Origin of the sequence: Collinsella sp. TF10-11AT, from assembly GCF_003437565.1 — a bacterium.
Taxonomy (GTDB): Bacteria; Actinomycetota; Coriobacteriia; order Coriobacteriales; family Coriobacteriaceae; genus Collinsella.
The window spans coordinates 88,071-114,314 of record NZ_QSQW01000003.1 but is presented as its reverse complement, the minus strand read 5'-3'; the positions used below and the strand labels follow the sequence as shown (position 1 = coordinate 114,314).

Sequence of the window (26,244 nt, the reverse complement as noted above, 5' to 3'; positions counted from 1 at the left end):
GCTTGACCGATGGCCCGGCACCCGATTCGGGACGTCCGGGCCATCTTTCGTTCGATCACATGATGAAGGGGGTGCACATACAATGGCCTCTAAAACTTCTAACGACGAGATTATCGACCCCAATGGTCTGGATCTCTTCCGTCTGACCATGATGGTCATCACTGCGAGCATCTGCGGCGGTATCTTTTCTCTTGCCGGCGATATGGCGGCAGGCGGAGCCAATACCGGTGCGGTTATCGTCTCGTGGGGAATTTGCTTTATTGGCGTCTTTGCGTTGATGATGGTGTTCAACGGTTTGTCTCAAGCCCGTCCCGACCTGACCGGTGGCATCTATGCATACGCTGCGGCCGGTTTTGGCGATTACATTGGATTCAACTCCGCCTGGGGCTACTGGATCAGCGCATGCCTTTCCAACGTGAGCTTTGCACTTTTGCTGTTTAGCGCGCTGGGCTATTTCTTCCCTGCGTTTGGCGCGGGCAACAACCTGCTTTCTATCGTCTGCGCCAGCGTGTTTTTGTGGTTCCTTACCGCCCTTGTGCTTCGTGGCGTTAAGGAGGCTGCGGGCATTAACACGATTGTCACCTTGGCGAAGCTGGTGCCGCTGGGACTCTTTGTGCTGAGCATTGTGCTCCTGGGCAAGTTCAACGTCGATATCTTTATGGACAACTTCTGGGGAGAGCCGGCTGGTCCTGGCTTTGGCGAGCAGGTTGTCTCGACCATGATTGCCCTTGTCTGGGTCTTCACGGGCATCGAGGGCGCCGTTGTCATCTCGGGCCGCGCAAAGTACGTGCGTGACGTCGGTCGCTCGACGGCGCTCGGATTTGCGGCGGTCTTTGTCCTGTATTTGATTATTTCTATGCTGTCGCTCGGCATTATGCCGCGAGAGGAGATGGCACAGCTTGCAACGCCCTCCATGGCGGGAATTCTCGAGTGCGCAATCGGTCCGGTTGGTGCTGCCATCGTAAACCTTGGCGTTATCCTTTCGTTGGTCGGCGCGCTGCTGGGCTATGTCATCATTGCGTCCGAGACGCCGTTCGAGGCGGCGCGCCAGGGATCCTTCCCGCTGGCGTTTGCCAAGACGAACAAGCACGACGCCCCGGTGGTAACGGTTCTCGTGAGCTCCGGCATTACGCAGCTCTTCTTGATCGTGTCGTATGTGGCGGCGAGCACCTACCAGTTCTTCTATAGCTGCGCAGTCAACACGATTCTGGTTCCGTATGTCTGCTCGGCTGCCTATTACATGGTGATTGGCTGGAAGAACGAGCATCTGGACGGGCCGCATGCGCCCAGCGTCGGCAAAGCCCGCTTCTTCGGTACGCTCGGCTTCATCTACACATTGTTCCTGGTGTGGTCGACGGGTCTTCAGGGCGTTATGATCACGACGATTCTTTTTGCTCCGGCCATTCCCGTTTATATGCTGGGCGAGCGAGGCCGCGGTAAACCGGTGCTTCCGCATCTGCACGACAAGCTGATCGCAGCGGTGGTCATTGTCGTGGCAATCATTTCGCTGTATCTGCACTTTGCCGGCATTGCGCCGATAGTCTAAGACTGCGGCAAGCTTCATCGCTTGGTAAGCCGACGGAGGCATCGCGTGCCGGTGCCGTTCGGTAATCCATAACTGACGTGGGCCTCTGTAACGTGCCTTTGTGAGCGCCCACCAAGCCCGCGCAGGTGACATTTGTTGCCAGCGCGGGCTTTTGTTGTTGCGGCGAAATGCTGCCGGCAGCTGGGGACGTTCCTATTGTGCCGGCACCCTGGGACACTCCTTGGATGTTCCGCATGCGACGGAGGGAACGGATCATTTTGTCGAGGGGCGGGCGGCTGCTTCGGTCCTCGGGGAAACCGCGTCCCGTTTCGAGAGCAGATTCCGGGCCGCAGTTTCCCCGAGGGCTCCATTGGGAAATTGCATCCCAGTCTGAGCGCCGATTCCGGGCTGCAGTTTCCGCTAGATGCCTCAACCGGAAAGCCCATCCCGTTTAGGTGTTCCGGAGTGGGATTCGGTTTCCGCAGCAGGCCCGTCTGGGAAGCAATGGCCCAGAATCCCCCCTGCGCCAATCTGTCGATTGAACGTCGTTGCATGTTCGCGCTATCATGCATGGTTAAATTGGTTAGCCTTGGCAAACGGTTGGCCAAGGTAAACAAAATGCAACGCCCTGTGGGCGCCGGGGGAGGAACACGGACGTGAAGCTCGATACACTCGAGATAGGAAAGGACGCCGTTGTCGCATCGGTGGCATCGGACGACCAGGCACTCCGACAGCATATTTTGGACATGGGCCTAACGCCGGGCACCGAAGTCACCATGATGAAATACGCCCCCATGGGCGACCCGCTCGAGATTCGCCTGCGTGGCTATGAGTTGACGCTGCGCAAGGACGATGCTGCTCGCATCGAGCTCGTGGGTGTTCACGACACCGATATGGGTCCGCGCGCCAACGCCGCAATCGGCACGACAGATCACCCGGCACTGGGCGAGGGGACGTATTCGCCTCGTGCTGCCAAGACGGCCGTGCCCGAGGGCGCACCGCTGCATTTTGCCCTCGCCGGTAACCAAAACTGCGGCAAGACCACGCTGTTCAACCAGCTTACGGGCTCCAACCAGCACGTTGGTAACTTTCCCGGCGTGACGGTCGACCGCAAAGATGGCACCATCCGCAACCACCCCGAGGCAAGCGTTACCGACCTGCCCGGCATTTACTCCCTGTCGCCGTACACGGGCGAGGAGATCGTGAGCCGCCAGTTTATCCTGGATGAGCATCCCGACGCCATCATCGACATCATCGACGCTACCAACATCGAGCGCAATCTGTATCTGACGCTGCAGCTTATGGAGCTCGATCGCCCCATGGTCATCGCGCTCAACATGATGGACGAGGTGACGGCAAACGGCGGCGCCGTGGACGTCAACCTGCTCGAGAGCCTGCTGGGCGTGCCCGTTGTTCCCATTAGCGCCGCGCGCAACGAGGGTATCGGCGAGCTGGTTGACCATGCCCTGCATGTGGCACGGTTCCGCGAACGTCCCGGCCGCCTGGACTTCTGCGCACCCGATGGCTCGGACGGCGGTGCACTGCATCGCTGCATCCACGGCATTGCCAACCTTATCGAGGACCATGCTGCGACGGCGCACATTCCCGTGCGTTTTGCAGCGACCAAGCTGGTTGAGGGCGACGAGCTGGTAACCGAGGCGCTTCACCTGGACCGCAACGAACTCGACGCCATTGAGCACATCATCACTCAGATGGAGGGCGAGGCGGGTACCGACCGCCTGTCCGCGCTGGCCGATATGCGCTTTAGCTTTATCGGCGACGTGTGCGGGCGCTGCGTCGTCAAGCCGCACGAGAGCCGCGAGCACGTGCGCTCCGTCAAGATCGACCGCATCCTGACGGGTCGCTACACGGCCATTCCGGCGTTTCTGGTGATCATGGGCCTCGTCTTTTGGCTGACGTTTGGCGTGATCGGCGCGGCGTTGCAGGGACTTATGGAGGACGGCATCGCCGCCATCATCGCCTCGGCCGATGCGGGCCTCAAGGCGTTCGGCACCAACGACGTGGTGCGTTCGCTCGCCGTCGACGGCGTCCTTACGGGCGTGGGCAGCGTGCTGACCTTCCTGCCGATCATCGTCGTGCTCTTCTTGTTCCTCTCCATTCTGGAAGACTCCGGCTACATGGCGCGCGTGGCCTTTGTCATGGATAAGGTGCTGCGCCGCTTTGGCCTGTCGGGCCGTAGCTTCGTGCCCATGCTCGTTGGTTTTGGCTGCACCGTGCCGGCAATCATGTCGACCCGCACACTGCCGTCCGAGCACGACCGCAAGATGACGGTTATGCTCACGCCGTTCATGAGCTGCTCGGCCAAGCTGCCGGTCTACGGCCTGCTGTGCGGGGCGTTTTTCCCGCAGGCGACGGTTCCTGCCATGGTCTCGCTCTATCTGATCGGCATCGCGGTCGGCTGCGTCGCGGCCCTGGTACTCAACCGCACGGCATTTAAGGGCGACCCGGTGCCGTTTATCATGGAGCTTCCCAATTACCGCCTACCGAGCGTCAAGACGACGGTGATGCTGGCATGGGATAAGGCCAAGGACTTTATCACCAAGGCCTTCACCATCATCTTTGCCGCTACCGTGGTCATCTGGTTCCTCCAGACGTTCGACATTCGCTTTAACGTGGTCGCTGATCAGTCGCAAAGCCTCCTTGCGGGCCTTGGTAGCATCATCGCGCCGGTGCTGGCGCCGCTTGGGTTTGGTGACTGGCGCGCATCGACGGCGCTCGTCACCGGACTTATTGCCAAGGAGAGCGTCATCTCGACCCTGACGGTGCTTTTGGGTGCAACCTCGCCCGCGGCGCTGTCGACTATGTTCTCGCCGTTTACCTCCTACGTGTTTTTGGTCTTTACGCTGCTGTACCCGCCTTGCGTGGCGGCAATCGGCGCCGTCAAGAGTGAGCTGGGCGCGCGCTATGCCGTGGCCGTATTCGCGTTTCAGGTGACGGTCGCCTGGATCGTGGCGTTTGTCGTGCATTCGGCGGGCATATTGCTGGGGTTGGCTTAGGGGCGCGTTGATGCTCCGCGCTTTTGGGCGAGCAACAATTCAATAAATATGAGCCAAAATACCGGTAATTGTCGGCCTGCGGGGACTGTCCTACGCTGCAGGTTGCCGTTCGCTGCCTATTTGCTGCCGTTTACGGATTCGTAAATACTTGCAATCGTCAGTCGATTTAACCGCATTACGCGATGCCGATGCGCATTTTGTGTGCCCCTTTCTACAATCACTTTGTGTCTATTGCCGAACATGTCTTCCGTTTCGCCTGTGTGGGGACGTGGGGTGCAATAGTCGTTTGTAGAGGCTCATTGAGGAGGGAATTGATGAAAGAAAAATTCCAATCGTTCGGAAAGGCAATGCTCGTTCCGATTACGCTCATTGCCATTTCCGGTCTCTTTTTGGGTATCGGTAGCGTTTTTACGACCGAACTGACCCTTGTGTCCCTTGGCGTTAATTGGGACTGGTATGCCGCTTCGCCGCTCTTTACGTTCTTCTCGGTATTTAAGGGTCTCGGCGAGGTAATCATTGGAAACCTCGGTGTTTTGTTTGCCGTCGGCTGCGCCTTCTCCTTGTCTCGCAAAGAGAAGGGCTGGGCTGCCTTTTCTGCCCTTGTCTGCTATCTCACCATGCTCAAGACGGTTGAGATTCTGCTTGGAGCAGCTGGCTTGGCTGCCGACAATACAACGGTGGAAGCTCTTCAGAAGGTCGGCCTTACGTCCATTCAAGCGAGTGAGCAGTCCGCACTCTACACTACCTCGCTCGGCTTTTTTGGCTACAGCTCTGGTGTCTTTGGCGGCATTATCGTGGGCTGCCTGGTCGCCTGGATCACCGGCCGTTTTTACAAGACCAAGCTTCCAACGGCGCTGGCGTTTTTTGCGGGCAGTCGAACGGTTCCCATTGTATCGCTGGTCGCCGGTGGCGTCCTGGGCGGCATCATGTACTTCGTTTGGCCCGTCATCGGTGGATGCTTCTCGGGTATTGCGACGTTCGTGAAAGGCTCCGGTCTGGTCGGTACGTTTGTCTATCGCTGGGTGCTCGAGAGCCTTGTGCCGTTTGGCTTGCATCCGCTGCTCGAGACGCCCATGTATTGGACTGAGCTTGGCGGCTCCATGGTCGTCGACGGAACGCGCGTGGTGGGCAATAGCGCTATTCAGCTTGCACAGCTAGCTTCTCCCAGTAGCGACAAGCTCTTGGTTAGGGCCTTCATGGCTGGCTATGGCATTAACGATTACGCGTTGTTCCCGGGCATCGCCCTTGCTATGTGGTCTTGTGCCAAGCCCCAGAACCGCAAGAAGGTTGCTGGTCTTTTAATCCCCACAGTGATTTCGACTGTTTTCTTTGGCGTTACGGAGCCTATTCTCTTTACGTTCCTGTTTGCCGCCCCCTGGCTCTACTTTGGCGTTTACGCTCCGCTTTCCGGACTGGGTGAAGTTCTCTCGGAGGCAATGGGCGTTTCGGTGTACCAGGGAAATATCAAGGACCTGATCCCATTCTTATTCCGCCCCGAGAAGCTTAATCTGCTTCCGTACCTTATTCTGCTCCCCGCCTTTTTCCTGGCAGCTTTCTTCCTCTTCCGGTTCTTTATTACTAAGTTCGATATCAAGACGCCCGGTCGAGACGATGGTGACGATATTGAGTTGATCAACAGCAGAGCCGAGTTCGAGGCAAAGGCCGCTGAGGCAAAGGGCGAGTCTGATAGCACTCCCGAGAAGACAGTCCAGGGCCGTGCGACCAAGGACAGCGCGCTTGCTGTTGGCATTGTCGAAGCGCTTGGTGGAGCCGACAACATTGATGATCTTGACAACTGCATCTCACGTCTTCGCGTGATTGTCAAGGATGGTTCTAAGGTTGCAGACGACGAGGTGTTCACCAAGAATCTTGAAGCTATGGGCGTTATCCGCCTGAGCGACAAGGCAATCCAGGTCATTTACGGTCCTCGTGTCGGCGAAGTCGCTTCTGAGGTGCACGAAGTTCTCGGTGACGAGTAAAACGCGCAAGTGGCTTTCAATTGCATAGCGCAATTCTAGGGCTTGGCTTCCTATCGCATGATTTAGGGAGCCAAGCCTTCTTGTTTTAGATTGTCAAGGCAGATACTCAATAGTTCTTCGAATGCGAGAATACAACTTCCGGTAAAGCAGTTAGGCTTAACGTTCTTAAGATCCATTGGGTGATCGTCATGTATCGTAAAGATCGCGTCTGCCGTCTTGGCGAGCTCGCTGTCTTCGTTGCCGGTAAACGCGAGGGTCGTAATGCCCGCGTCGTGGCATGCCCTTGCGGTTTCCAGGATGGCTTCTGTCTGGCCCGATTTGGATATGAGCATCATGCAGCTGAGCGTATTTCGGTTGGATTCGACAAACTGATCGGTTTCTAGGAAGTCCTGTATGACGGCCAAAAAGCCAAGTCCAACGAGCTTGGTCGCCATGTACTGCGCAACGATGCGTGAGAAGCCCTCTCCGTTTACTCCGATCATTCTGTTGCGATGCAGTGCGGCGATGAATACGTCTACATCTCCGGTGTGGCATACGAAGTGGACGCTACTGTCTTTGAGTGATTGATTCATTTCGCGGGAGACATGCTGAAGGTGCTTGAGATCGTACATCATTTCGCGGTAGCCACGGTAGCCGAGCTTTTTCGAAAGCCTGATGACTGTCGTCATGCTGGTAAAGCATGCCATGGCGACGGGTTTTATGCCAATATCATCGAGGGTGTCGATATTGTTGAGCAGGTATTCGAGTACGCTTTGCTCGGTTTCGGATAGCTTTGCGGCTGAGTAGAGCTTGGAAATCTGCTTTTTATCAACCATCGGTGCTCCCTTCCCGCCGGACGTGTGTGGCCGCTTCCGTTGCGTAAATAATAACTCCTTGGGGAATTCCTTTCCCGCCTTGCAGCCGGGGCGGGAAGCGGCCCTCCATGCTGGATACAATATCCATACACAGGCGAACCGTGCAATATTGAATGTGCTAATTGGGGGTTTCGATATGAAACTTACGGTCATAGGCGGCGGTGGCGTCCGCTCCATGTTTTTGGCAAAGAGCATAGCCCAGCAGGCGTCATCGCTTGGAATCGATGAACTTGTGTTTATGGACAATGATCCCGAGAAGCTGCGCATCTACGGTGGCCTTGCCGCCCATGTCTCGGGCATGCTTTGCCCCACGCTTAATTTTTCACTGACGGGCGATGCAGTCGAGGCCGTTAAGGACGCCGATTACGTGATCACGACGATTCGCGTCGGTGGGGACCATATGCGCGTTCGCGATGAGCGCATTGCTCTCTCACATGGGGTTCTTGGCCAAGAGACGACTGGCGCAGCCGGCGTGTCTTTTGCCATGCGCTCCGTCCCTGCGCTTGCTTCGTATTGCGAGTTAATCAAGAAGTACGCAAAGCCGGGCGTCAAGGTGTTTAACTTTACTAATCCCGCTGGCGTCGTATCTCAGGCCTTACGCGATATGGGCTACGATTTTACTTATGGCATTTGCGATGCCCCCTCGGGCATGTTGCATCAGTTTGCCGAGTATAAAGGCGTTGATCCCGCATCGGTTCAGGGCGAGTGCTATGGACTCAACCACCTCTCGTTCTTCCGCAATGTGACGGTTGACGGCGAGGACATCATGCCCGACTTGATCCACGACGACGGGGCATATGCTCATACGGATCTTAGGTTCTTCGAGAAGGATCTCGTTCTAAATCGCGGATGCGTGCCAAATGAGTACCTATACTATTTCTACTATCGCGAGCGCGCCGTTGCCAACGTTCTCTCTTCGCCCCAGACGCGCGGCGAACTAATCGAAGAAATTAATCGAGAAATGACGAGCGAGCTTGCATCTATCGATATTGAGAACGACTTCGAAAAGGGCCTCGCGTGCTTTGAGAAGTGGTACGGAATGCGCGAAAACAACTACATGGCGGCCGAGACAGGTATTCACCGCGACAAGCCGTGGACGTTTGACGTGTACGGCAAAGATGCTGGCGGATACGCAGGTGTTGCGCTCCGTTTCATGGATATTGCTCGCTCTGGCAAGACGCAGCAGATGATCCTGTGCACCCCCAACAATGGCGCCATCCCCGGCCTTCTCGATACAGATGTCATCGAGTCAACGTGCGATATCTCCACCGATGGCTGTGTACCGCATCGCGTCGAAGCCGATTCTGTGCCCGCGGGAAACCTCGAATTGATTCGTCGCGTCAAGTACTACGAGCGCACCGTGGCGCGTGGCATCGTTAACCGATCGAAGCGCGACATTGTCGAGAGCCTCGCGATGCACCCGCTCGTTAATTCGTACTCCTTGGCGAAAGACATCGCCGCGCAGTACTTTGAGCTTAACCGCGACTACATCGACGGCTGGACAGACTAGTCTGGACGTTAAAACTAGAAATCATGGATGGGCGGACCGGCGTTTATATTGGCGCTCGTTCGCCCTGCCTAGTAAGAAAACGGGTATAGAGTGAACTTGCGAGAGAACTTCAATGTCTTTCTGGAATCGGGCGATCGGGCGAAGGGATGCCGGAGTGGCTGCACGATGGCGTTATATATCCCCTTGTTTGTTATGAGCGCGCTTCAAATTGGTGTATCAAACGTTGCAACTGAGCTCGCCTATATCAATCCGTCCATTACGCTTATTTGCACTGTGGTCGCGGCCTTTTTAAACCTGCTTCTATCGAATGTGGCTTTTTCATTATTTGCCGTCGACCGGTCCAAAGAGACGGTGCAACCTGCTCGAACCCCTCCGGTTTATCTCTTGGCCTCGACGGTTCCCCTCCAGATTTCTGGGGCGCTGCTAATTTATTTGGTTCACTTGATTTTATCGGCAATTGTAGTCTTTGCCTCGCTTGCGAGCAGCCAGCTCGGGGTGTTGTGCTCGCTTGTGGTGGCAGTAATCGTGACGCTTCTTTCCGCGTCGTTCGTATTCGTGTTAATTGAAGATGCGGGCGTGGAGCAGAGGGGACTACGAGGCATTCGGTTTGCACCACGCTACATCATGCGTTCGGTCACGGTGCTTCGTTCCTCCTGCAGAGAAATCGCGCGTCCCGCAACGCTGCTAGTGGCATGGAACCTGGTTGCAAGTTGCGCTATCCAGGTTCTTGTTGGATGGGTAGTTTCGAGTGCGGCGCTGCCGTCGGCACTTTCAGTGACGGCGCTTGTACATGAGGGACTTTATTATGGGGCGTTTGCTTATATCCTTCTTTTGCTAGTTCATTGTGCGGTTGCGAGTTGGCTCGAAATTGACGTGCTCATGGGGGTGTCCTTGTGCGTATCCGAGCAGGCGCGATAGCCCGAAGATGAAGCCGCGTTTTCGACATTGAGTTCCTGCGTACCTTGCTTTCTAAGTAGAATTGGCGCGCCGTCTGTTAACGATCGTTTTCCAAGAATTCTTTTGTTGCTCATTTTATAGACTTCTCATTGCTATAATCGCCCACCGCTCAAGATAATCGGAGAGGTTTTCCTATATGGCCCAAACAAAGCAAGGTGGTATCGCACTCAGGCAGTGGCTCCCGCTTATCGGGCTCGCCTGCTGTGCGTTCGTGTTCAACACGTCGGAGTTCATGCCCATCGGCCTTCTGACTGATATCGCCGCGTCGTTCTCGCTCACCGAGGCCCAGGCAGGCATCATGATCTCGGTCTATGCTTGGGGCGTCATGCTGCTGTCGCTGCCACTCATGGTGTTTGCCTCGCGCTTTGAGTTCAAGCGTATGCTGCTCGGCGTGCTCGCCGTGTTTTCTCTGGGTCAGTTCCTGTCCGCTGTGGCACCGACATATCCCATCCTGGTCTGTGCGCGCCTGGTGGTCGCTTGCGCACATGCCGTGTTCTGGTCGGTCGCCTCGATTATGGCCTCGCGCCTGGTCGACAGTCGCCACGGGGCGCTCGCCATTAGCATGATCGCCACGGGCTCGTCCATCGCGCAGATCTTTGGCCTGCCGATCGGCCGCGCCATCGGACTGGCCGTGGGCTGGCGCATGACATTCGCCGCGGTCGGGGCCCTCTCGGCTGTCGCGGTTGTCTACCAGGCCGCGGTGTTCCCGGCCATGCCGGCGGGCGAGCGCTTTACCGTCAAACAGCTGCCCGAGCTGCTCAAGAACCCGTTCCTGATTGCGCTCTACGCGGTCACGGTCTTTATGGCGACCGGCTATTATGCGGGTTACAGCTATATCGAGCCGTTCCTGGCGCAGGTCGCGCACGTCGACGCAAGCGCTATTACCATGACGCTGACGGCGTTTGGCTGCTCTGGTCTGCTCGGAAGCTGGCTGTTTGGCCGCCTGTTCGATGGGCATCGCTTCCCGTTCTTGGCTATCACGCTCTCCGGCGTGCCGGTGGCTCTGCTGCTCGTGGGTCCGGTCGCATCGTCGCTCGTAGCAGTGCTTGCCGTCTGCGCGCTATGGGGCTGCTGCTCCACGGCCTTTAACGTTGCGTTCCAGGCCGAGCTCATCAAGTACACGCCGGCGGATTCGTCGGCCGTCGCCATGTCGATCTTCTCGGGCCTGTTTAACCTCGGTATCGGCACGGGCACCGCAATCGGCGGCGCCGTGGTTTCGGGTCCCGGTATCGCTTGGATTGGCTTTGCGGGCGGGGCGATTACCGTCGTGGGCGTCATCCTTGCCATCACCGTACTGTTCCCAGCCATACGCCGCGCAAAGCCCGTCGCCTAATCACGTCCCCTCATCAGCTGCGGTGGAATAGCTCCTGTTTAAGGCCTCTGAAGGCCCAAGCAGGAATTATTTCACCGCAACTTATTTTGGGGAAGAGGATACAAGCCGGGCATACAATGGATGTCGTTGTGTTGAGCTTACCGGGAGGTTGCTATGTGGGCATACGAGACGACGTTCTATCAGATCTATCCGCTGGGCTTTTGCGGAGCTCCGCGCGAAAACGCCGCCCCCGTTGCCGAGGATGAACTCGCTCAGGCTGCCAACGCCGCGCCCAACCCCGATGCGCCCATCATGAAGATCGCCCAATGGGCCGACTACCTGCAAGAGCTCGGCATCGGTGCTGTGCTCATTAACCCGCCGCTCGAATCCGACAGCCATGGCTACGACACGCGCAGCCTGCGCCACATCGACCGCCGCCTAGGTGGCGACGCCGACTTTGCCGCCGTGTGCGAGACGCTGCACGCCCATGGCATCCGCGTGGTGCTCGATGCCGTCTTCAACCACGTCGGTCGTGGCTTTTGGGCCTTCCGCGACGTGCAGGAGCGTAAGTGGGACTCGCCCTACAAGGACTGGTTCCACATCAGTTTTGACGGCGATTCCTGCTATAGTGACGGCTTTTGGTACGAGGGCTGGGAGGGCCATTTTGAGCTTGTGAAGCTCAACCTGCAAAACCCCGCCGTGGTCGATTACCTGCTCGAGTCCGTGCGTCGTTGGGCCGAGGTCTTTGGCGTCGACGGCCTGCGCCTGGACGTTGCCTATATGCTTGACCGTGATTTCATGCGTCGTTTGCATGCCTTTACCCGTGAGCTCAAGCCCGACTTTGTGCTGATCGGCGAGACGCTCCACGGCGACTACAACCAGATCGTCAACGACGAGATGCTCGACTCCTGCACCAACTACGAGTGCTACAAGGGCCTGTGCTCCAGCTTTAACTCGGTCAACATGTTCGAGATCGCGCATTCGCTGCATCGCCAGTTTGGCGGCGATCCGTGGTGCATCTACCGCGGCAAACACCTGCTGTCGTTTGTCGACAACCACGACGTGCCGCGCCTGGCGAGCATCCTCACCGACAAGTCGTGCCTGCGTCCCGCCTATGGCATGCTCTTTGGCATGCCGGGCATTCCGTGTGTCTACTATGGCAGCGAGTGGGGGATTGCCGGCGAAAAGGGCGGCCCCGATGGTGACTGGGCGCTGCGACCTGCGCTCGATGAGCCTGCGCCCAACGAGCTGACGGCGTTCGTCACGCAGCTCACGCACCTTCGCTCGGCCGACGACGCGGCGGCCCGTGCTCTCAACTACGGTGCCTATCGCAACGTGGTGATCCAGAACAAGCAGCTGCTGTTCGAGCGCGCCTGCGACGGCGCGACGGTACTCGTGGCGGTGAATGCCGTGGACGAGCCTTACACCTTTGGCGCTGGCGAGCTCAACGGGTCCTTTGTTGACCTGCTTGCCGACGGCGCGCCCACGGTTGAGCTGACGGGTACTCTTGAGCTTGCGCCCTACGAGGTGCGCTATCTGTCGAGGGCCTAGGTCATGGCAACGCCTGACGAGGGCTATCAACATATTGAGCACGGGTTCGAGCCCGTGTTCGACCAGCACTCGCGCATCTTGGTGTTGGGGTCGTTTCCCTCAGTGCTTTCGCGTACCAATGCCTTTTATTACGGCAATCCCCAGAATCGCTTTTGGCGCGTGATGGCCGCGTGCCTCGGTGTGCTCGTGCCACCCAACGAGGGCGATCCTTTGGCAAGCGGTGAGCCCGCGACGCTCGATGCCTCCATTGCTGCCAAGCGATCCATGCTGCTGAACGGCGGCGTGGCCCTGTGGGATGTGATCGAGAGTTGCGACATTAAGGGCTCGAGCGACGCGAGCATTCGCAACGTTGTGCCGGCACATATCGAGCGCATTACCGATGTCACGCCGATTGAGGTCGTTATCTGCAACGGCGGCGCGGCCGGGCGGCTCTACAAACGATATCTACAAGAGCGGACGGGGCTACCTGCCATCGTGCTGCCGTCGACGAGTCCTGCCAACGCGGCGTGGCGTTTGGAGCGGCTTGTCGAGCGTTGGAGTGAAGCCGTTGACTGGGCAGCTTATTAATTTAGATTATTGATTGAGTGCGGGCGCCGAGGTGTTTCAGAACGCCTCGCCAGATCGGCGCGGGCACGGCTGGCTCGGCGCAAACCATGCCATTGGTGTCGATGTCCTCGGCACTGCCGCCGCCGAGTCGCTGCGCATGCTCAACCGAGCAACCCATACGCACCGCACCCACGAGCTTGTCCATCGCTTCCGAAAATGGCCGGCGTAAGAGGCCCATGCGTGGGGAATGGCGAAGCGCCGCGATGCCGCTGCCGGCGCAGATGGTAACACCGCCGCACCACGTTAGTTTACGGAGCTCGCAAGCTTCCCGCAGGCGCTTGACGGGCATGTGCGCCCCCTCGGTGCTTCTGTGGGCAACCTGCACGACGACATAGACGCGTGTCTCTGCATTCCCAAGGCGATCGAGCATCTGCTCGACAGTGATCATCGCCCCGTCATCAAATGCATCATCAACGGCGAGCACGAGGCCATCGGCGGCAGCATCGTCATCATCCGCCTTCAAGTCGACCGGTCGGGGGAGTACAGTGCCGGAAAGCTGTGCATAGGCGGCGATGGCATCCTGCAGGTCCCAGAGCAAAAACTCAAGATCGGCGCTCTCGGGAATGCTGATATACGCAATGGTTTGCAACGTCTTGGGCTTATCGCCGCGCGCGATCGTCTCCATGCCGCCTCCTTTCCGGTTGGTTTCCGTTTAGGTTACACCGTCTGGTGGCGCCTCGCCGCGCTATCCTAGTGCAACCCTTACGAAAGGAACGCCATGCGTCTGCCTATGAACACCTCGCTTGCCACGCTCAAGCCCTCCGGCATCCGTCGGATTAACGCGCTCGCCGCCCAGCACCCAGGGTGCATCGCGCTTGCGCTTGGCGAGCCCGACTTTCCCACGCCCGATGTGATTAGCGCCGAGGTGACCGCCGCGTTGGACCGCGGTGACACGCACTATCCGCCCAACAACGGTCGCCCCGCCCTGCGCGAGGCGCTATCCGCATATATGGGCGAAGCGGGCCTTGCGTTTTCGGCCGACGAGGTCATCCTGACCGACGGCGCGACCGAGGCCCTGTCGGCAACATTCATGGCTATGCTCAACCCCGGCGACGAGGTCATTATCCCCACGCCGGCCTTTGGCCTGTACGAGAGCATCGTCGTAGCCAATCACGCCAAAGCGGCCTTTTTGGATACGGAGCCTGCGCAATTCCAGATTGACGAGGAAGCGCTTCGCGCCTGTGTGACCCCGGCGACCAAGGCCATCGTTATCTGCTCGCCCAACAATCCCACGGGCTGCATTCTCAGCGCGGCCTCACTCGACGCCGTAGCGCGCGTGGCGGAGCAGGCGGGCATCTACGTGGTCTGCGACGACGTGTACAACCGCCTCGTCTATGTGGATGGCTACGAGCGCTTTGCCCAGCGCCACCCTGAGCTGCGCGATCAGACAGTGGTCATCGAGAGCTTCTCCAAGCCCTGGGCCATGACCGGCTGGCGCTTGGGTTGGCTCGCAGCCGCAGCCCCCGTCATCGCTGAGATCGCAAAGGCTCACCAATACTTAGTATCGAGTGCTGTCTCCTTCGAAATGGACGCCGCAGCCCGAGCCCTGACCGTTGACCCAACCCCCATGCTCAAAGTCTACCGAGCCCGCCGCGAACGCGTACTCGCAGCCTTAAACGCCATGGGCCTCGACGTAGTAGAGCCCGCAGGAGCCTTCTACACTTTCCCGAGCATCAAAAAGTTCGGCCTAACCAGCGAAGACTTCTGCATCAAAGCCATCAAAGAGGCCAACGTTGCCCTAGTTCCCGGAAACTGCTTCGGAACCGAAGGCCACGTCCGCCTCAGCTATTGCGTTTCCGATAAAGACCTGGACGAAGGCCTCCGCCGCCTGTCCACCTTCCTTTCAACCTTGTAGCCATCAGGGACGCAACATATCAGCCCACCGACTTAAGGCTTATGAGTGGGGGCGCCGGCCAACGGGAAACCGGGCTGCCCCAAAGTCACCGCAGGCCGCGCCGCCGAAGGCCAGGCGCAAGGTTTTCGTAGATTCCGCACGAGCCGAAGAGCACTTAATGTGCTCTTCGTGCGAGCCCAGGACCTGACCGAGCGAAAACCTTGCGCCTGGCCTTCGGCGGCGCGGCCGGATGGTGGAATTGTGTGCAGCCCGGTTTCCCGTTGACCGACGCCGGGGTCCCCGCCATAATACTTTCGGTTCACGCACGAATCCGCTGCCAGAGACAGCCGGTGCAAACGGGCATCGCCCGCGAGCTTAATGGGATATCCCGCCAGCCGAGGTGGTCGAGTAGATATGTCTTCTCGCCCCCGTCGCTCATGCAGCGCGGGGGCTTTCTTTTTGGACATGCCCCCGTCACGTCCTTGTGGCGGACCGTGCCCGGAAAGAATTCGAGGAGGTGTAATTCATGCCCCAGCAGTACAAAATCGACAAGGTTGCAGAGATCGAGTCCCGTATCGCCGAGAACGCCGGTCTGTTCGTCGTCAACTACAACGGTCTGACGGTTAAGCAGGCTCAGGAGCTGCGTCATCAGCTTCGCGAGTGCGGCGCCGAGATGAAGGTCTACAAGAACAACCTGGTCAAGATCGCTCTCAAGAACCAGGAGCAGCCCGAGCTCGACGAGATCCTCGCCGGCCCCGTCGCTTATGTGTTCTACGAGTCCGAGCCGGTCGAGGCCGCTAAGGCCCTTAAGGACTTCTCCGCTAAGTCCAAGGGCGTCCTTGAGATCAAGGGCGGTATCTCCGACGGCAAGGCCGTTTCCGCTGATGATGTTAAGGCTATCGCCGAGCTGCCCACCAAGGATCAGCTTCTCGGCCAGATCGCCGGTCTCATCTCCGGTTTCGCTCGCGACATCGCTGTCTGCGTCAACGGCGTTTCCTCTGGTCTCGCTCGTTCGATCCAGCAGGTCTCCGAGCAGAAGGCAGCCTAGTCGCTGTTTTCACCCGCGGCGGCAACGCCGCGCCCCTGGCGCATTCGCGCCGTGTTTTAACTGATCTCCGTGCACAGACACGGAAACCGAAAGGACTTAGAAATGGCTAAGCTTACCACCGATGAGATCATCGATGCTCTTAAGGAAATGACCCTTCTCGAGGCTTCCGAGCTCGTCAAGGCTATCGAGGACACCTTCGGCGTTTCCGCCGCTGCTCCTGCCGCTGTTGTCGCCGCTCCCGCTGCTGGCGCTGCTGAGGCCGAGGAGAAGACCGAGTTTGACGTCGTGCTCGAGGGCTTCGGCGACAACAAGATCCAGGTCATCAAGGCCGTCCGTGAGCTCACCAACCTTGGCCTGAAGGAGGCCAAGGAGGTCGTCGAGGGCGCTCCCAAGGCTGTTCTCGAGGGTGCCAAGAAGGAGGACGCCGAGGCTGCCAAGGAGAAGCTCGAGGCTGCTGGCGCTGCTGTCACCCTCAAGTAATCAGGCTTTCTCGCCAGATTTCTTTGCAGACGGGGTTCGCGTTGCGAGCCCCGTCTTTTTTGTTATGACCCCTCTATTTTGCTGGCTCGGCATGCAAATTACTGCCGTTTGCAGTGCTTTGGGGTCACTACCGTTGGGCGATAAAATTGCACCGTTCGAGCAATAATTTGCGTTGACCTGCTGAAGAATGACGTTTGCCTAGCGGTAGCGCCTGGTCCCGGCGGTAAGATACTTCGGTATCGCAATTTGGTCTGCGGCCGCCGTGCCGCACGCATGGGGCGCATTCTGCGCCTGCGAAAGGATCCTTGAATCATATGAAGGCAATCATCCCCGCCGCCGGTCTTGGCACGCGTTTTCTGCCTGGCACTAAGTGCACGCCCAAAGAGATGCTGCCGGTCCTCGACAAGCCGGTCATCCAGTATGTCGTCGAGGAGGCGCTCGACCCCGAGGAGGTCGACGACGCTATCATCGTTACCTCGCCCGGCAAGCCCGAGCTGCTGAACTACTTCCAGCCCGACCGTTCGCTCGAGAACCTGCTGCGCGAGCGCGGAAAGGACGCCTACGCCGACGCTGTCGCCCATGCGGGCGGTATGCCGGTCGACTTCCGTTATCAGTACGAGCCCAAGGGCCTCGGTCACGCCATTCGCTCTGCTGCCGACGCCGTGGCAGGGGAGAACTTCCTGGTTCTTCTGGGCGACTACGTTGTGCCCAACCGCGACATCTGCGACAAGATGCTCGCCGTTTCCAAGGAGCACGGTGGCGCTTCGGTTATCGCCGTTGCCGCGTGCGCTCCCGAGGAGGTCAGCCGCTACGGCGTGATTGCCGGCGAGCGCGTGGGTTCGCTCGAGGGCGCCGAGGACGTTGCCGATGGCGAGCCGGGCGCCGTTTGGCGCATCGGTGGCCTGGTGGAGAAGCCCGCTCCCGAGGCGGCTCCGTCCAACCTGTACATCGTCGGTCGCTACCTGCTGAGCCCGCTGGTCATGGACCTGCTGGCCGATCAGCAGGCCGGTAAGGGCGGCGAGATTCAGCTGACCGACGCCATGGCACGTTCGCTCGATCGCGAGGCCATGTACGCTGTCGTCATCGATCCGCTGTCGGGCTACGATACCGGTACCCCGTCTGGCTGGATGGCCACTAACGCCCTCATGGCTGCAAACGACCCCCGCTTTGCCGATGCCTTCTGGGACGCCATCGACGAGCGCGGCGGATTGATGCGCAAGTAAGCCTTCGGGCACCGACATTTACGGGCGTGGACCTCGGTTCGCGCCCGTTTTTTATAAGAGCTGCGATTGCTGCTCTCTGTTCACAGAAAATATATGAACAGATGTTCGATATACATACATCTACCTGCGTGTTTTCTGTCGAAAAACTTTGCTACTCCAAAAACTCAATCGCGTCAAGACTTTTCTTGCCCAACAGTCGGTACCTGATAAACTATTAGGTTGCGATAACTGGCGAAGCCATGCCTCGCCAACCCACCGAGCATTTCCGTGAAGGAGGAAAAACCTGGTGACCTACGCATACACTGCCACTGAGCGCAAGCGCGTCAGCTTCGGGAAAATCCCGGAGGCCATGGAGCTCCCCAACCTTATCTCTGTTCAAAGGGAATCCTTTGAGCGTTTTAAGGACGAGGGTCTTCGTGAGGCGTTCAAGGAATCCAGCCCCATCCAGAGCCAGAACCATGTTCTCGAGGTTACCTTCGGCGAGCATCAGTTTGGCGACCCCGCGCACACCGTCGAGGAGTGCCACGAGAAGGATATGACCTATCAGGCTCCGCTTCTGACCGACGTCCGTCTCACCAACAAGGAGACCGGCGAGATCAAGGAGCAGCTCGTCTTCATGGGCGACTTCCCCATGATGACCGATCAGGGCACCTTCATCATCAACGGTACCGAGCGTATCGTCGTCTCGCAGCTCGTCCGCTCCCCGGGCGTGTACTACAGCTCCGAGATGGATTCGGGCAAGCAGATCTACAAGGCCCAGATCATCCCGTCCCGCGGTGCCTGGCTTGAGTTTGAGGTCGACAAGCGTGACCAGCTCATGGTCTCCATCGACCGTAAGCGCAAGCAGAGCGCCACGATGTTCCTGCGCGCCCTTGGCATCGCCGTCACCAACGACGACATCATCGAGCTGCTCGGCAACTCCGATGTGATCAAGCGCACCCTGGAGCGCGACACCGCCCTCACTCGCGAGGACGCCCTCATCGAGATCTACCGTCGTCTGCGCCCGGGCGAGCCTCCCACCGTGGACGCTTCCCGTAGCCTGCTCGAGGGTCTGCTCTTTAACCCGCAGCGCTACGACCTGGCCCGCGTCGGTCGTTACAAGGTCAACAAGAAGCTCAACCTCACCACCGAGGAAGAGGTCACGGTGCTCACCGACGAGGATATCGTCGCGACGCTGCGCTACCTGCTGTCCCTCGCTGCCGGCGAGCAGGGCTTCAAGGTCGACGACATCGACCACTTCGGCAACCGCCGCATCCGTACCGTCGGCGAGCTCGTCGCCAACCAGTTCCGTATCGGCATGAGCCGTATGGAGCGCGTCGTCCGTGAGCGCATGAGCTCCCAGGACATCGACGAGATTACCCCGCAGTCGCTCATCAACATCCGCCCGATCGTGGCCTCCATCAAGGAGTTCTTCGGTTCCTCGCAGCTCTCGCAGTTCATGGACCAGGCGAACCCCCTGACCGGTCTGACCCACAAGCGCCGTCTGTCCGCACTCGGCCCTGGCGGTCTTGCCGGCCACAAGTCGGGCTCCAGCCGCCGCACCAACGTGCCGACGGCCGTCCGCGACGTTCACAACTCGCACTACAGCCGCATGTGCCCGATCGAGACCCCCGAAGGCCCCAACATCGGCCTGATCGGCTCGCTCGCCCTCTACGCCCGCGTCAACGAGTACGGCTTCATCGAGGCCCCGTTCCGCCGCGTCGAGAACGGCGTTGCCACCGACCAGATCGACTGGATGACCGCTGACGAGGAAGAGAAGCACGTCATCGCGCCGGCCAACACGCCGCTCGATCCCAAGACCAACGAGTTCATCACGACCGATGCCGAGGGCAAGATCGTCCGCCCGCACACCGTGATCGCCCGTACCCGCGACTTCGACGGCTCCTTCGGCGCTCCCGCCGACGTGCCCGTCGAGGACGTCGACTACATGGACGTCTCGCCGCGTCAGATGCTCTCCGTCGCAGCCACGCTGATCCCGTTCCTTGAGCACGACGACGCCAAGCGTACGCTGATGGGCGCTAACATGCAGCGCCAGGCCGTGCCGCTGGTTCACCCCGCCGCTCCCTATGTCGGTACCGGCATGGAGCGTCGCGCCGCTCTGGACTCCGGCGAGGTCACCCTGGCCAAGAACGCCGGCGAGGTCATCTTTGCCGACGCCGCCAAGATCATCGTCAAGCATGCCGGCGGCATGGACGAGTATCACCTGGCCAAGTACCAGCGCTCCAACCAGTCCACCTGCATCAACCACCGTCCGCTCGTGCGCGTCGGTGACACCGTTGAGCAGGGCGAGCCTCTGGCCGACGGTCCTTCGACCGATCACGGCGAGCTCGCACTGGGCCAGAACCTCACCGTGGCCTACATGCCGTGGGAAGGCTTTAACTACGAGGACGGTATCGTCGTGTCCGAGCGCCTGGTGGCCGAGGACCTGCTGACGACCATCAACATCACCCGTCACGAGATCGACGCCCGCGACACCAAGCTCGGCCCCGAGGAGATCACCCGCGAGATCCCGAACCTCTCCGAGGACATGCTTGCCAACCTCGACGAGGACGGCATCATCCGTATCGGCGCCGAGGTCGGCCCTGGCGACATCCTGGTCGGCAAGGTCACGCCTAAGGGCGAGAGCGCTCTGACCGCCGAGGAGCGCCTGCTGCGCGCCATCTTCGGTGCCAAGGCCCACGACGTCCGCGACACCTCCCTTAAGATGCCTCACGGCGCTTACGGCCGCGTCATCGACGTCGTCCGCTTTAGCCGCGAGAACGGCGACGACCTGGCCCCCGGCGTCAACGAGCAGGTGCGCGTCTACGTCGCCCAGCGTCGTAAGATCCAGCAGGGCGATAAGATCGCCGGCCGCCACGGCAACAAGGGTGTTATTTGTAACGTTCTGCCGGTCGAGGACATGCCCTACATGGCTGACGGTACCCCGATCGACGTTATCCTCAACCCGCTGGGCGTTCCTTCGCGTATGAACGTCGGCCAGCTGCTCGAGTGCCACCTCGGCTGGGCTGCTGCGTGCGGTTGGGATACCGAGCAGGCCGACTCCGACAAGTACGTCCCCGGTCCGTTCTTCACCGCGACGCCCGTCTTCGACGGCGCCAAGGAGGACGAGATCGCCGAGGTCATCCGTCGCGCCAACAAGAACATGCTCAACAAGGCCACCGCTGCCTTTGGCGATCACATGCGCCCCGAGTTCGTCACCCAGCTTGACGAGCGCGGCAAGACCCGTCTGTTCGACGGCCGCACCGGCGAGGAGTTCCGCGAGCCCATTACCGTGGGTACGTCCTACATCCTCAAGCTCGGCCACATGGTCGACGACAAGATCCACGCCCGTTCGACCGGCCCTTACAGCCTGGTTACCCAGCAGCCTCTGGGCGGCAAGGCTCAGTTCGGCGGCCAGCGCTTCGGCGAGATGGAAGTTTGGGCACTGTACGCTTACGGTGCTTCCAACGTCCTGCAGGAGATCCTGACCGTCAAGTCCGACGATACCGTGGGCCGCGTCAAGACCTACGAGTCTATCGTCAAGGGCGAGAACGTTCCTGTCCCGGGTATCCCCGAGTCCTTCAAGGTTCTCGTCAAGGAGATTCGCTCCCTCGCACTGGACATCGAGCCCATGCACGATGCCGACGAGGACGCCTCCGCACCTGTGACCGCCGAGGAGACCTCCGCTCTCGACGACCTGGCTGCGCTCGCCGGCGTTGACGCCGACGTCGAGGCCGAGGACGCCGAGACCACCGAGGCGCCCGAGGCTGTCGCCGCCACGACCACTGATAAGGAGTAGTTGACTGTGGCAGATTTCGAAGCTACTGATTTTGACTCGGTAAAGATCTCCCTTGCCTCCGCCGACCAGATCCGTTCCTGGTCGCACGGTGAGGTCAAGAAGCCGGAGACCATCAATTACCGTACCCTCAAGCCCGAGAAGGACGGCCTGTTCTGCGAGAAGATCTTCGGTCCCGCCAAGGACTGGGAGTGCTCCTGCGGCAAGTACAAGGGCATCCGCTTTAAGGGCATCGTCTGCGAGCGCTGCGGCGTCGAGGTCACCTCGGCCAAGGTGCGTCGTGATCGCATGGGCCACATCGAGCTCGCCGCTCCCGTGTCCCACATCTGGTACTTCAAGAGCCCCACGAGCTTCCCGATGAGCCGTATGCTCGACATCAAGTCCAAGGACCTCGAGAAGGTTCTGTACTTCGCCAGCTACATCATCACCGAGGTTGACTATGAGGCCCGCGAGGCCGACGCCGACGACCTGCGCGAGGAGCTCGCCGCCGATCTGGAAGAGATCGATGCCGAGTGCGCCCGCCAGATCGAGTCCCTCAAGGAGCAGGGCGACCCCGAGAACTTTGACGAGTTCTCCGACGAGGAGCCGCTGACCCCCGAGGAGATCGCCTCCGGCATCGTTGACATCGAGGAAGAGTGCAAGGACGAGAAGCAGCTCCGCACGGACGCTTTCAACGCCTTCATGAAGCTCACCGAGCGCGACCTTATCTCCGATGAGCCGCTGTTCCGCGAGATGACCCGTTACTACTCCATGTACTTCAAGGGTGGCATGGGTGCCGAGGCCGTCCGCGACCTGCTCGCTGCCATCGACCTTCCTTCCGAGGCCGAGAAGCTCAAGGCCATCATCGCCGACGAGGACTCCCAGAAGCAGAAGCGTGAGAAGGCCGTTAAGCGCCTCGAGGTCGTTGACGCCTTCCTGAAGGGCGGCAACAGCCCCGCGAACATGATCCTGGACGTCATCCCGGTCATTCCGCCCGATCTGCGCCCGATGGTCCAGCTCGACGGCGGCCGCTTCGCCGCGTCCGACCTCAACGACCTGTACCGTCGCGTGATCAACCGTAACAACCGACTCAAGCGCCTGCTCGACCTGGACGCCCCTGCGATCATCGTGAACAACGAGAAGCGCATGCTCCAGGAGTCCGTGGACGCCCTGTTCGACAACGGCCGTCGTGGTCGCCCGGTCTCTGGCCGTGGCGGTCGCCCGCTCAAGTCGCTCGCCGAGGCCCTCAAGGGCAAGCAGGGTCGTTTCCGTCAGAACCTGCTGGGTAAGCGTGTCGACTACTCCGGCCGTTCGGTTATCGTTACCGACCCCAAGCTGCTGCTGCACCAGTGCGGTCTGCCCAAGACCATGGCGCTGGAGCTCTTCAAGCCCTTCGTCATGAAGCGCTTGGTCGAGCTCGGCAAGGTCGAGAACATCAAGGGCGCCAAGCGCGCTATCGACCGCGGTGCCACCTTTGTGTGGGACATCCTCGAAGAGGTCATCGACGGCCGCGTCGTGCTGCTCAACCGTGCACCGACCCTGCACCGTCTGTCCATCCAGGCCTTTGAGCCGGTGCTGGTCGAGGGCAAGGCTATCCACCTGCACCCGCTGGTCTGCTCGCCCTTCAACGCCGACTTCGACGGCGACCAGATGTCTGTCCACGTGCCGCTGTCCAGCCAGGCTCAGGCCGAGGCCCGCGTGCTCATGCTCTCTGCGAACAACCTGCGCTCGCCGGCATCCGGCAAGCCGGTCAACATCCCCTCGCAGGACATGATCATCGGTGTGTACTACCTGACCCAGGTCCGCGACGGTCTGCCGGGCGAGAACCACGTGTTCTCGAGTTTCGACGACGCGCTGCACGCCTATGACTGCCGCTCCGAGGTCGACATGCAGGCCAAGATTCAGGTCCGCGTGTCCGCCGAGAACGCCAACGTCATCAACGAGGACGGCACCCGTATCTTCCGCGTCAAGAACGGCAAGAACGAGTTTGTCGACTACGACGTCACCGGCAACAAGACCGCGCGCTTCGAGACCTCTATCGGCCGCATCATCTTCAACCGCCAGTGCCTGCCCGAAGACTATGAGTTCATGAACTACAAGATGGTCAAGGGCGACGTGGCCAAGCTGGTTGCGGACTGCTGCGATCGTTACCCCGAGGCCAAGGTCGGCCCGATCCTCGACGCCATCAAGTACTCCGGCTTCCACTACGCTACCCGCGCCGGCCTCACCATCTCGGTGTGGGACGCTCTCATCCCTGCCGAGAAGCAGGAGCTGCTTGACCGCGCCCAGGCCAACGTCGACCAGATCAACGAGTACTTCGAGGAGGGCTTCATCAACGAGACGGAGCGCCACATCGAAGTCGTTAACGAGTGGACCGCTTGTACCGATAAGGTTGCAGCGCTCATGCTCGATATGTTCGACGAGGAGAACCCGCTCTACATGATGGCCGACTCCGGCGCCCGTGGTTCTAAGACCCAGCTGCGTCAGCTCGGCGGCATGCGTGGCCTGATGGCAGACATGTCCGGCGAGACGATCGACCTTCCCATTAAGGCGAACTTCCGCGAGGGCCTGCTGCCGCTCGAGTACTTCATTTCGACCTACGGCGCCCGTAAGGGCCTGGTCGATACCGCATCCCACACCTCGGACTCTGGTTACCTGACCCGTCGTCTGGTCGACGTGGCCCAGGACGTCATCGTCCGCGAGGAGGACTGCGGTACGCACGAGGGCGTCACCTACAACCTCATCATCCCCGGCACCACCGACCTCAACACCGACCTCGTCGGCCGTTGCTTCATCGAGGACGTCGTGGCTCCCGATGGCACCGTGCTCTTTGAGCAGGACGGCTACATCGAGAAGGTCGCCGACATCCAGAAGATGGTCGATGCGGGCCTCAAGAAGGTCAAGCTCCGCGCGCTGCTCACCTGCCGCTCCAAGTACGGCGTGTGCCAGAAGTGCTACGGCTGGGATCTTTCCACCCGTCGTCCGGTCGCCATCGGTACCGCAGTCGGCATTATTGCCGCCCAGTCCATCGGCGAGCCCGGTACGCAGCTTACGATGCGTACCATTCACTCCGGCGGCGTCGCTGGCGTCGACGATATTACGCAGGGTCTGCCTACGGTCAGCCGTATGTTCGATATCGTCGGCAACGTCAACGAGAAGATCCTGGGTCGCGAGGCCGAGCTGGCTCCGTACTCCGGTCACCTCTCGATTAAGCCCGAGAAGTCCGAGTACGTGCTGACGCTCACCGACTCCGAGGATCACACCCGTGTCCTCGACGAGCGTCGCGTCCCCGCTTCGGTGCGCTTTATGCCCGAGATCGAGGACGGCTGCGAGGTTCGCGCCGGCGACCAGATCACCAAGGGCTTCGTCAACTTCCGCAACCTGCGCAAGCTGACCGACATCGAGTCGACGATGCACACCTTCGTCGAGAGCGTCAAGGACGTCTACACCAGCCAGGGCGTCGACCTGAACGACAAGCACATCGAGGTGCTCGCACGTCAGATGCTGCGTCGCGTTCAGATCACCAACCCCGGCGACTCCAAGTACCTGCTTGGTCAGTACGTCGACCGCTACGAGTTCGCTGACGAGGTCGAGCGCGTTGCCCGTCTGGGCGGTCAGGCTCCTGTTGCCGAGCCCGTCATCCTGGGTACGCTCAAGGTCGCGTCCAACATCGACTCCTGGCTGTCGAGCGCTTCGTTCATCCGTACCGCCGGCGTCCTTACCGAGGCTGCCATCGAGGGCAAGGTCGACCACCTGCTCGACCTTAAGTCCAACGTCATCGTCGGTAAGAAGATCCCGGCTGGTACTGGCCTCAAGCCGTACGCCAACGCCAAGCTGACGTATCGCACGGCCGATGGCTACGTGGACATCGACGGCCCGGCTTCGCCCAACGCCAAGTCGCTGCCCGAGTGGGCTCCTGTGGAGCTCAAGGATCTGGACGAGCAGCTCCCGCAGCAGCTCGACTGGGCCGGCTACGACGAGTTCGGTGGTGCTGACGGTTCGTTCACCCGCAACGGCCACACCATCTCCGCCGAGAAGGCTCGCCTGTACCTGTTCGACGACCTGGGCGTGTCGCAGCGCTGGACCAACAAGTTCAGCGAGGTCGGCATCGAGACGGTCGGCGACCTGGTCGGCAAGTCCGAGGAGGATCTGCTGCGCATCGACGGCATCGGTGCCAAGGCGATCGAGGAGCTCCGTGACGGCCTGGAGGCCCACGACCTGCTCTACATCCTCGAGAACAACGACGACGTTGCCGACGAGGAAGACCTCTCGCAGCTGCTGCAGATGGTCTTTAGCCCCGACGGTCCGGACGATATCCTGCTGGGCACCTCCGCTGCGCCGACGCATCACGCCGACGCCGACGAGGAGCTCCTGGGCGCCCCGATCGACGACAAGAAGGCTCCCGCCAACGGTGCCATCAACGAGGACATGGCTTCCCTCGACGAGCTGCTCAACCAACTCGTGGACACCGACGACGCCGAAGAGGCCAAGGACAACGACGAGGAGTAATTAGTTCCGCCGTTCTAACGAACGGCGGCGACCTCCGTCGCTGCGCGGCCCCCAGAGCTACAATCTGTCATTCAAAAGGCAGGGC

The 26,244-nt window shown here is 60.0% G+C and carries 16 protein-coding genes; 14 read left to right on the top strand and 2 right to left on the bottom strand.

The features are described from left to right. The first annotated feature begins 82 nt into the window (after positions 1-82). The 3 genes from DXC99_RS03260 to DXC99_RS03250 all read left to right on the top strand — a co-directional run bounded on the left by DXC99_RS03260 (position 83) and on the right by DXC99_RS03250 (position 6,521). Positions 83-1,546, top strand: a complete 1,464-nt coding sequence (locus DXC99_RS03260; RefSeq protein WP_117583088.1) for a basic amino acid/polyamine antiporter — start codon at positions 83-85, stop codon at positions 1,544-1,546. Between the two features lie 635 nt (positions 1,547-2,181). Beyond that, a complete protein-coding gene (feoB, locus tag DXC99_RS03255) occupies positions 2,182-4,542 on the top strand; it encodes a ferrous iron transport protein B (protein WP_117629245.1) in 2,361 nt (786 codons plus the stop codon). Positions 4,543-4,856: 314 nt separating this feature from the next. Beyond that, positions 4,857-6,521, top strand: coding sequence for a PTS transporter subunit EIIC (locus DXC99_RS03250; RefSeq protein ID WP_158551627.1), 1,665 nt, complete (start codon positions 4,857-4,859; stop codon positions 6,519-6,521). Between the two features lie 62 nt (positions 6,522-6,583). Here the strand turns inward: DXC99_RS03250 and DXC99_RS03245 are convergent, their stop codons facing one another. Continuing rightward, entirely contained in the window at positions 6,584-7,336 is a 753-nt protein-coding gene (locus DXC99_RS03245) for a MurR/RpiR family transcriptional regulator (RefSeq protein ID WP_158550125.1), read from the bottom strand. 175 nt (positions 7,337-7,511) lie between these two features. Here DXC99_RS03245 and DXC99_RS03240 point away from each other — a divergent pair, with 175 nt between their 5' ends. The 5 genes from DXC99_RS03240 (at position 7,512) to DXC99_RS03220 (ending at position 13,272) form a co-directional block, all read left to right on the top strand. Next, on the top strand, positions 7,512-8,885 hold the full coding sequence (locus DXC99_RS03240; RefSeq protein WP_117583084.1) for a 6-phospho-beta-glucosidase: 1,374 nt from the start codon (positions 7,512-7,514) through the stop codon (positions 8,883-8,885). Positions 8,886-9,050: 165 nt separating this feature from the next. Continuing rightward, positions 9,051-9,803: a hypothetical protein gene (locus DXC99_RS03235; protein ID WP_147329326.1), complete on the top strand. Its 753-nt coding sequence runs from the start codon at positions 9,051-9,053 to the stop codon at positions 9,801-9,803. Positions 9,804-9,978: 175 nt separating this feature from the next. Next, positions 9,979-11,175 carry an MFS transporter gene (locus tag DXC99_RS03230; protein ID WP_117629241.1) on the top strand — a complete coding sequence of 399 codons (1,197 nt, stop codon included), beginning with the start codon at positions 9,979-9,981 and terminating at the stop codon, positions 11,173-11,175. A gap of 153 nt (positions 11,176-11,328) precedes the next feature. Further along, positions 11,329-12,705: an alpha-amylase family glycosyl hydrolase gene (locus DXC99_RS03225; protein ID WP_117629240.1), complete on the top strand. Its 1,377-nt coding sequence runs from the start codon at positions 11,329-11,331 to the stop codon at positions 12,703-12,705. A gap of 3 nt (positions 12,706-12,708) precedes the next feature. After that, entirely contained in the window at positions 12,709-13,272 is a 564-nt protein-coding gene (locus DXC99_RS03220) for a uracil-DNA glycosylase family protein (protein ID WP_117629239.1), read from the top strand. Between the two features lies 1 nt (position 13,273). Here DXC99_RS03220 and DXC99_RS03215 read toward each other — a convergent pair whose 3' ends face one another. After that, positions 13,274-13,936: a hypothetical protein gene (locus DXC99_RS03215; RefSeq protein WP_117629238.1), complete on the bottom strand. Its 663-nt coding sequence runs from the start codon at positions 13,934-13,936 to the stop codon at positions 13,274-13,276. 93 nt (positions 13,937-14,029) lie between these two features. Here DXC99_RS03215 and DXC99_RS03210 point away from each other — a divergent pair, with 93 nt between their 5' ends. From DXC99_RS03210 to DXC99_RS03185, 6 genes are all read left to right on the top strand, one after another. Then, a complete protein-coding gene (locus DXC99_RS03210; RefSeq protein WP_117629237.1) occupies positions 14,030-15,166 on the top strand; it encodes a pyridoxal phosphate-dependent aminotransferase in 1,137 nt (378 codons plus the stop codon). A gap of 505 nt (positions 15,167-15,671) precedes the next feature. Continuing rightward, entirely contained in the window at positions 15,672-16,193 is a 522-nt protein-coding gene (gene rplJ, locus DXC99_RS03205; RefSeq protein WP_006235004.1) for a 50S ribosomal protein L10, read from the top strand. 102 nt (positions 16,194-16,295) lie between these two features. Then, positions 16,296-16,673, top strand: a complete 378-nt coding sequence (gene rplL / locus DXC99_RS03200) for a 50S ribosomal protein L7/L12 (protein ID WP_006235005.1) — start codon at positions 16,296-16,298, stop codon at positions 16,671-16,673. Positions 16,674-16,987: 314 nt separating this feature from the next. Continuing rightward, positions 16,988-17,896, top strand: coding sequence for a UTP--glucose-1-phosphate uridylyltransferase (locus tag DXC99_RS03195; protein ID WP_117629236.1), 909 nt, complete (start codon positions 16,988-16,990; stop codon positions 17,894-17,896). A 349-nt stretch (positions 17,897-18,245) separates the two neighbouring features. Beyond that, positions 18,246-21,674, top strand: a complete 3,429-nt coding sequence (locus DXC99_RS03190; RefSeq protein ID WP_233505659.1) for a DNA-directed RNA polymerase subunit beta — start codon at positions 18,246-18,248, stop codon at positions 21,672-21,674. A gap of 6 nt (positions 21,675-21,680) precedes the next feature. Further along, positions 21,681-26,159: a DNA-directed RNA polymerase subunit beta' gene (locus DXC99_RS03185; protein WP_199408855.1), complete on the top strand. Its 4,479-nt coding sequence runs from the start codon at positions 21,681-21,683 to the stop codon at positions 26,157-26,159. The last annotated feature ends 85 nt before the right edge of the window (positions 26,160-26,244 follow it).

Bases quoted from the DNA above. Each gene is read 5' to 3' on its own strand.
- DXC99_RS03260 (WP_117583088.1), top strand. From the start codon at position 83: ATGGCCTCTAAAACTTCTAACGACGAGATTATCGACCCCAATGGTCTG.
- DXC99_RS03250 (WP_158551627.1), top strand. From the start codon at position 4,857: ATGAAAGAAAAATTCCAATCGTTCGGAAAGGCAATGCTCGTTCCGATT.
- DXC99_RS03245 (WP_158550125.1), bottom strand. From the start codon at position 7,336: ATGGTTGATAAAAAGCAGATTTCCAAGCTCTACTCAGCCGCAAAGCTA.
- DXC99_RS03240 (WP_117583084.1), top strand. From the start codon at position 7,512: ATGAAACTTACGGTCATAGGCGGCGGTGGCGTCCGCTCCATGTTTTTG.
- DXC99_RS03235 (WP_147329326.1), top strand. From the start codon at position 9,051: ATGGCGTTATATATCCCCTTGTTTGTTATGAGCGCGCTTCAAATTGGT.
- DXC99_RS03230 (WP_117629241.1), top strand. From the start codon at position 9,979: ATGGCCCAAACAAAGCAAGGTGGTATCGCACTCAGGCAGTGGCTCCCG.
- DXC99_RS03225 (WP_117629240.1), top strand. From the start codon at position 11,329: ATGTGGGCATACGAGACGACGTTCTATCAGATCTATCCGCTGGGCTTT.
- DXC99_RS03220 (WP_117629239.1), top strand. From the start codon at position 12,709: ATGGCAACGCCTGACGAGGGCTATCAACATATTGAGCACGGGTTCGAG.
- DXC99_RS03215 (WP_117629238.1), bottom strand. From the start codon at position 13,936: ATGGAGACGATCGCGCGCGGCGATAAGCCCAAGACGTTGCAAACCATT.
- DXC99_RS03210 (WP_117629237.1), top strand. From the start codon at position 14,030: ATGCGTCTGCCTATGAACACCTCGCTTGCCACGCTCAAGCCCTCCGGC.
- rplJ (WP_006235004.1), top strand. From the start codon at position 15,672: ATGCCCCAGCAGTACAAAATCGACAAGGTTGCAGAGATCGAGTCCCGT.
- rplL (WP_006235005.1), top strand. From the start codon at position 16,296: ATGGCTAAGCTTACCACCGATGAGATCATCGATGCTCTTAAGGAAATG.
- DXC99_RS03195 (WP_117629236.1), top strand. From the start codon at position 16,988: ATGAAGGCAATCATCCCCGCCGCCGGTCTTGGCACGCGTTTTCTGCCT.
- DXC99_RS03190 (WP_233505659.1), top strand. From the start codon at position 18,246: ATGGAGCTCCCCAACCTTATCTCTGTTCAAAGGGAATCCTTTGAGCGT.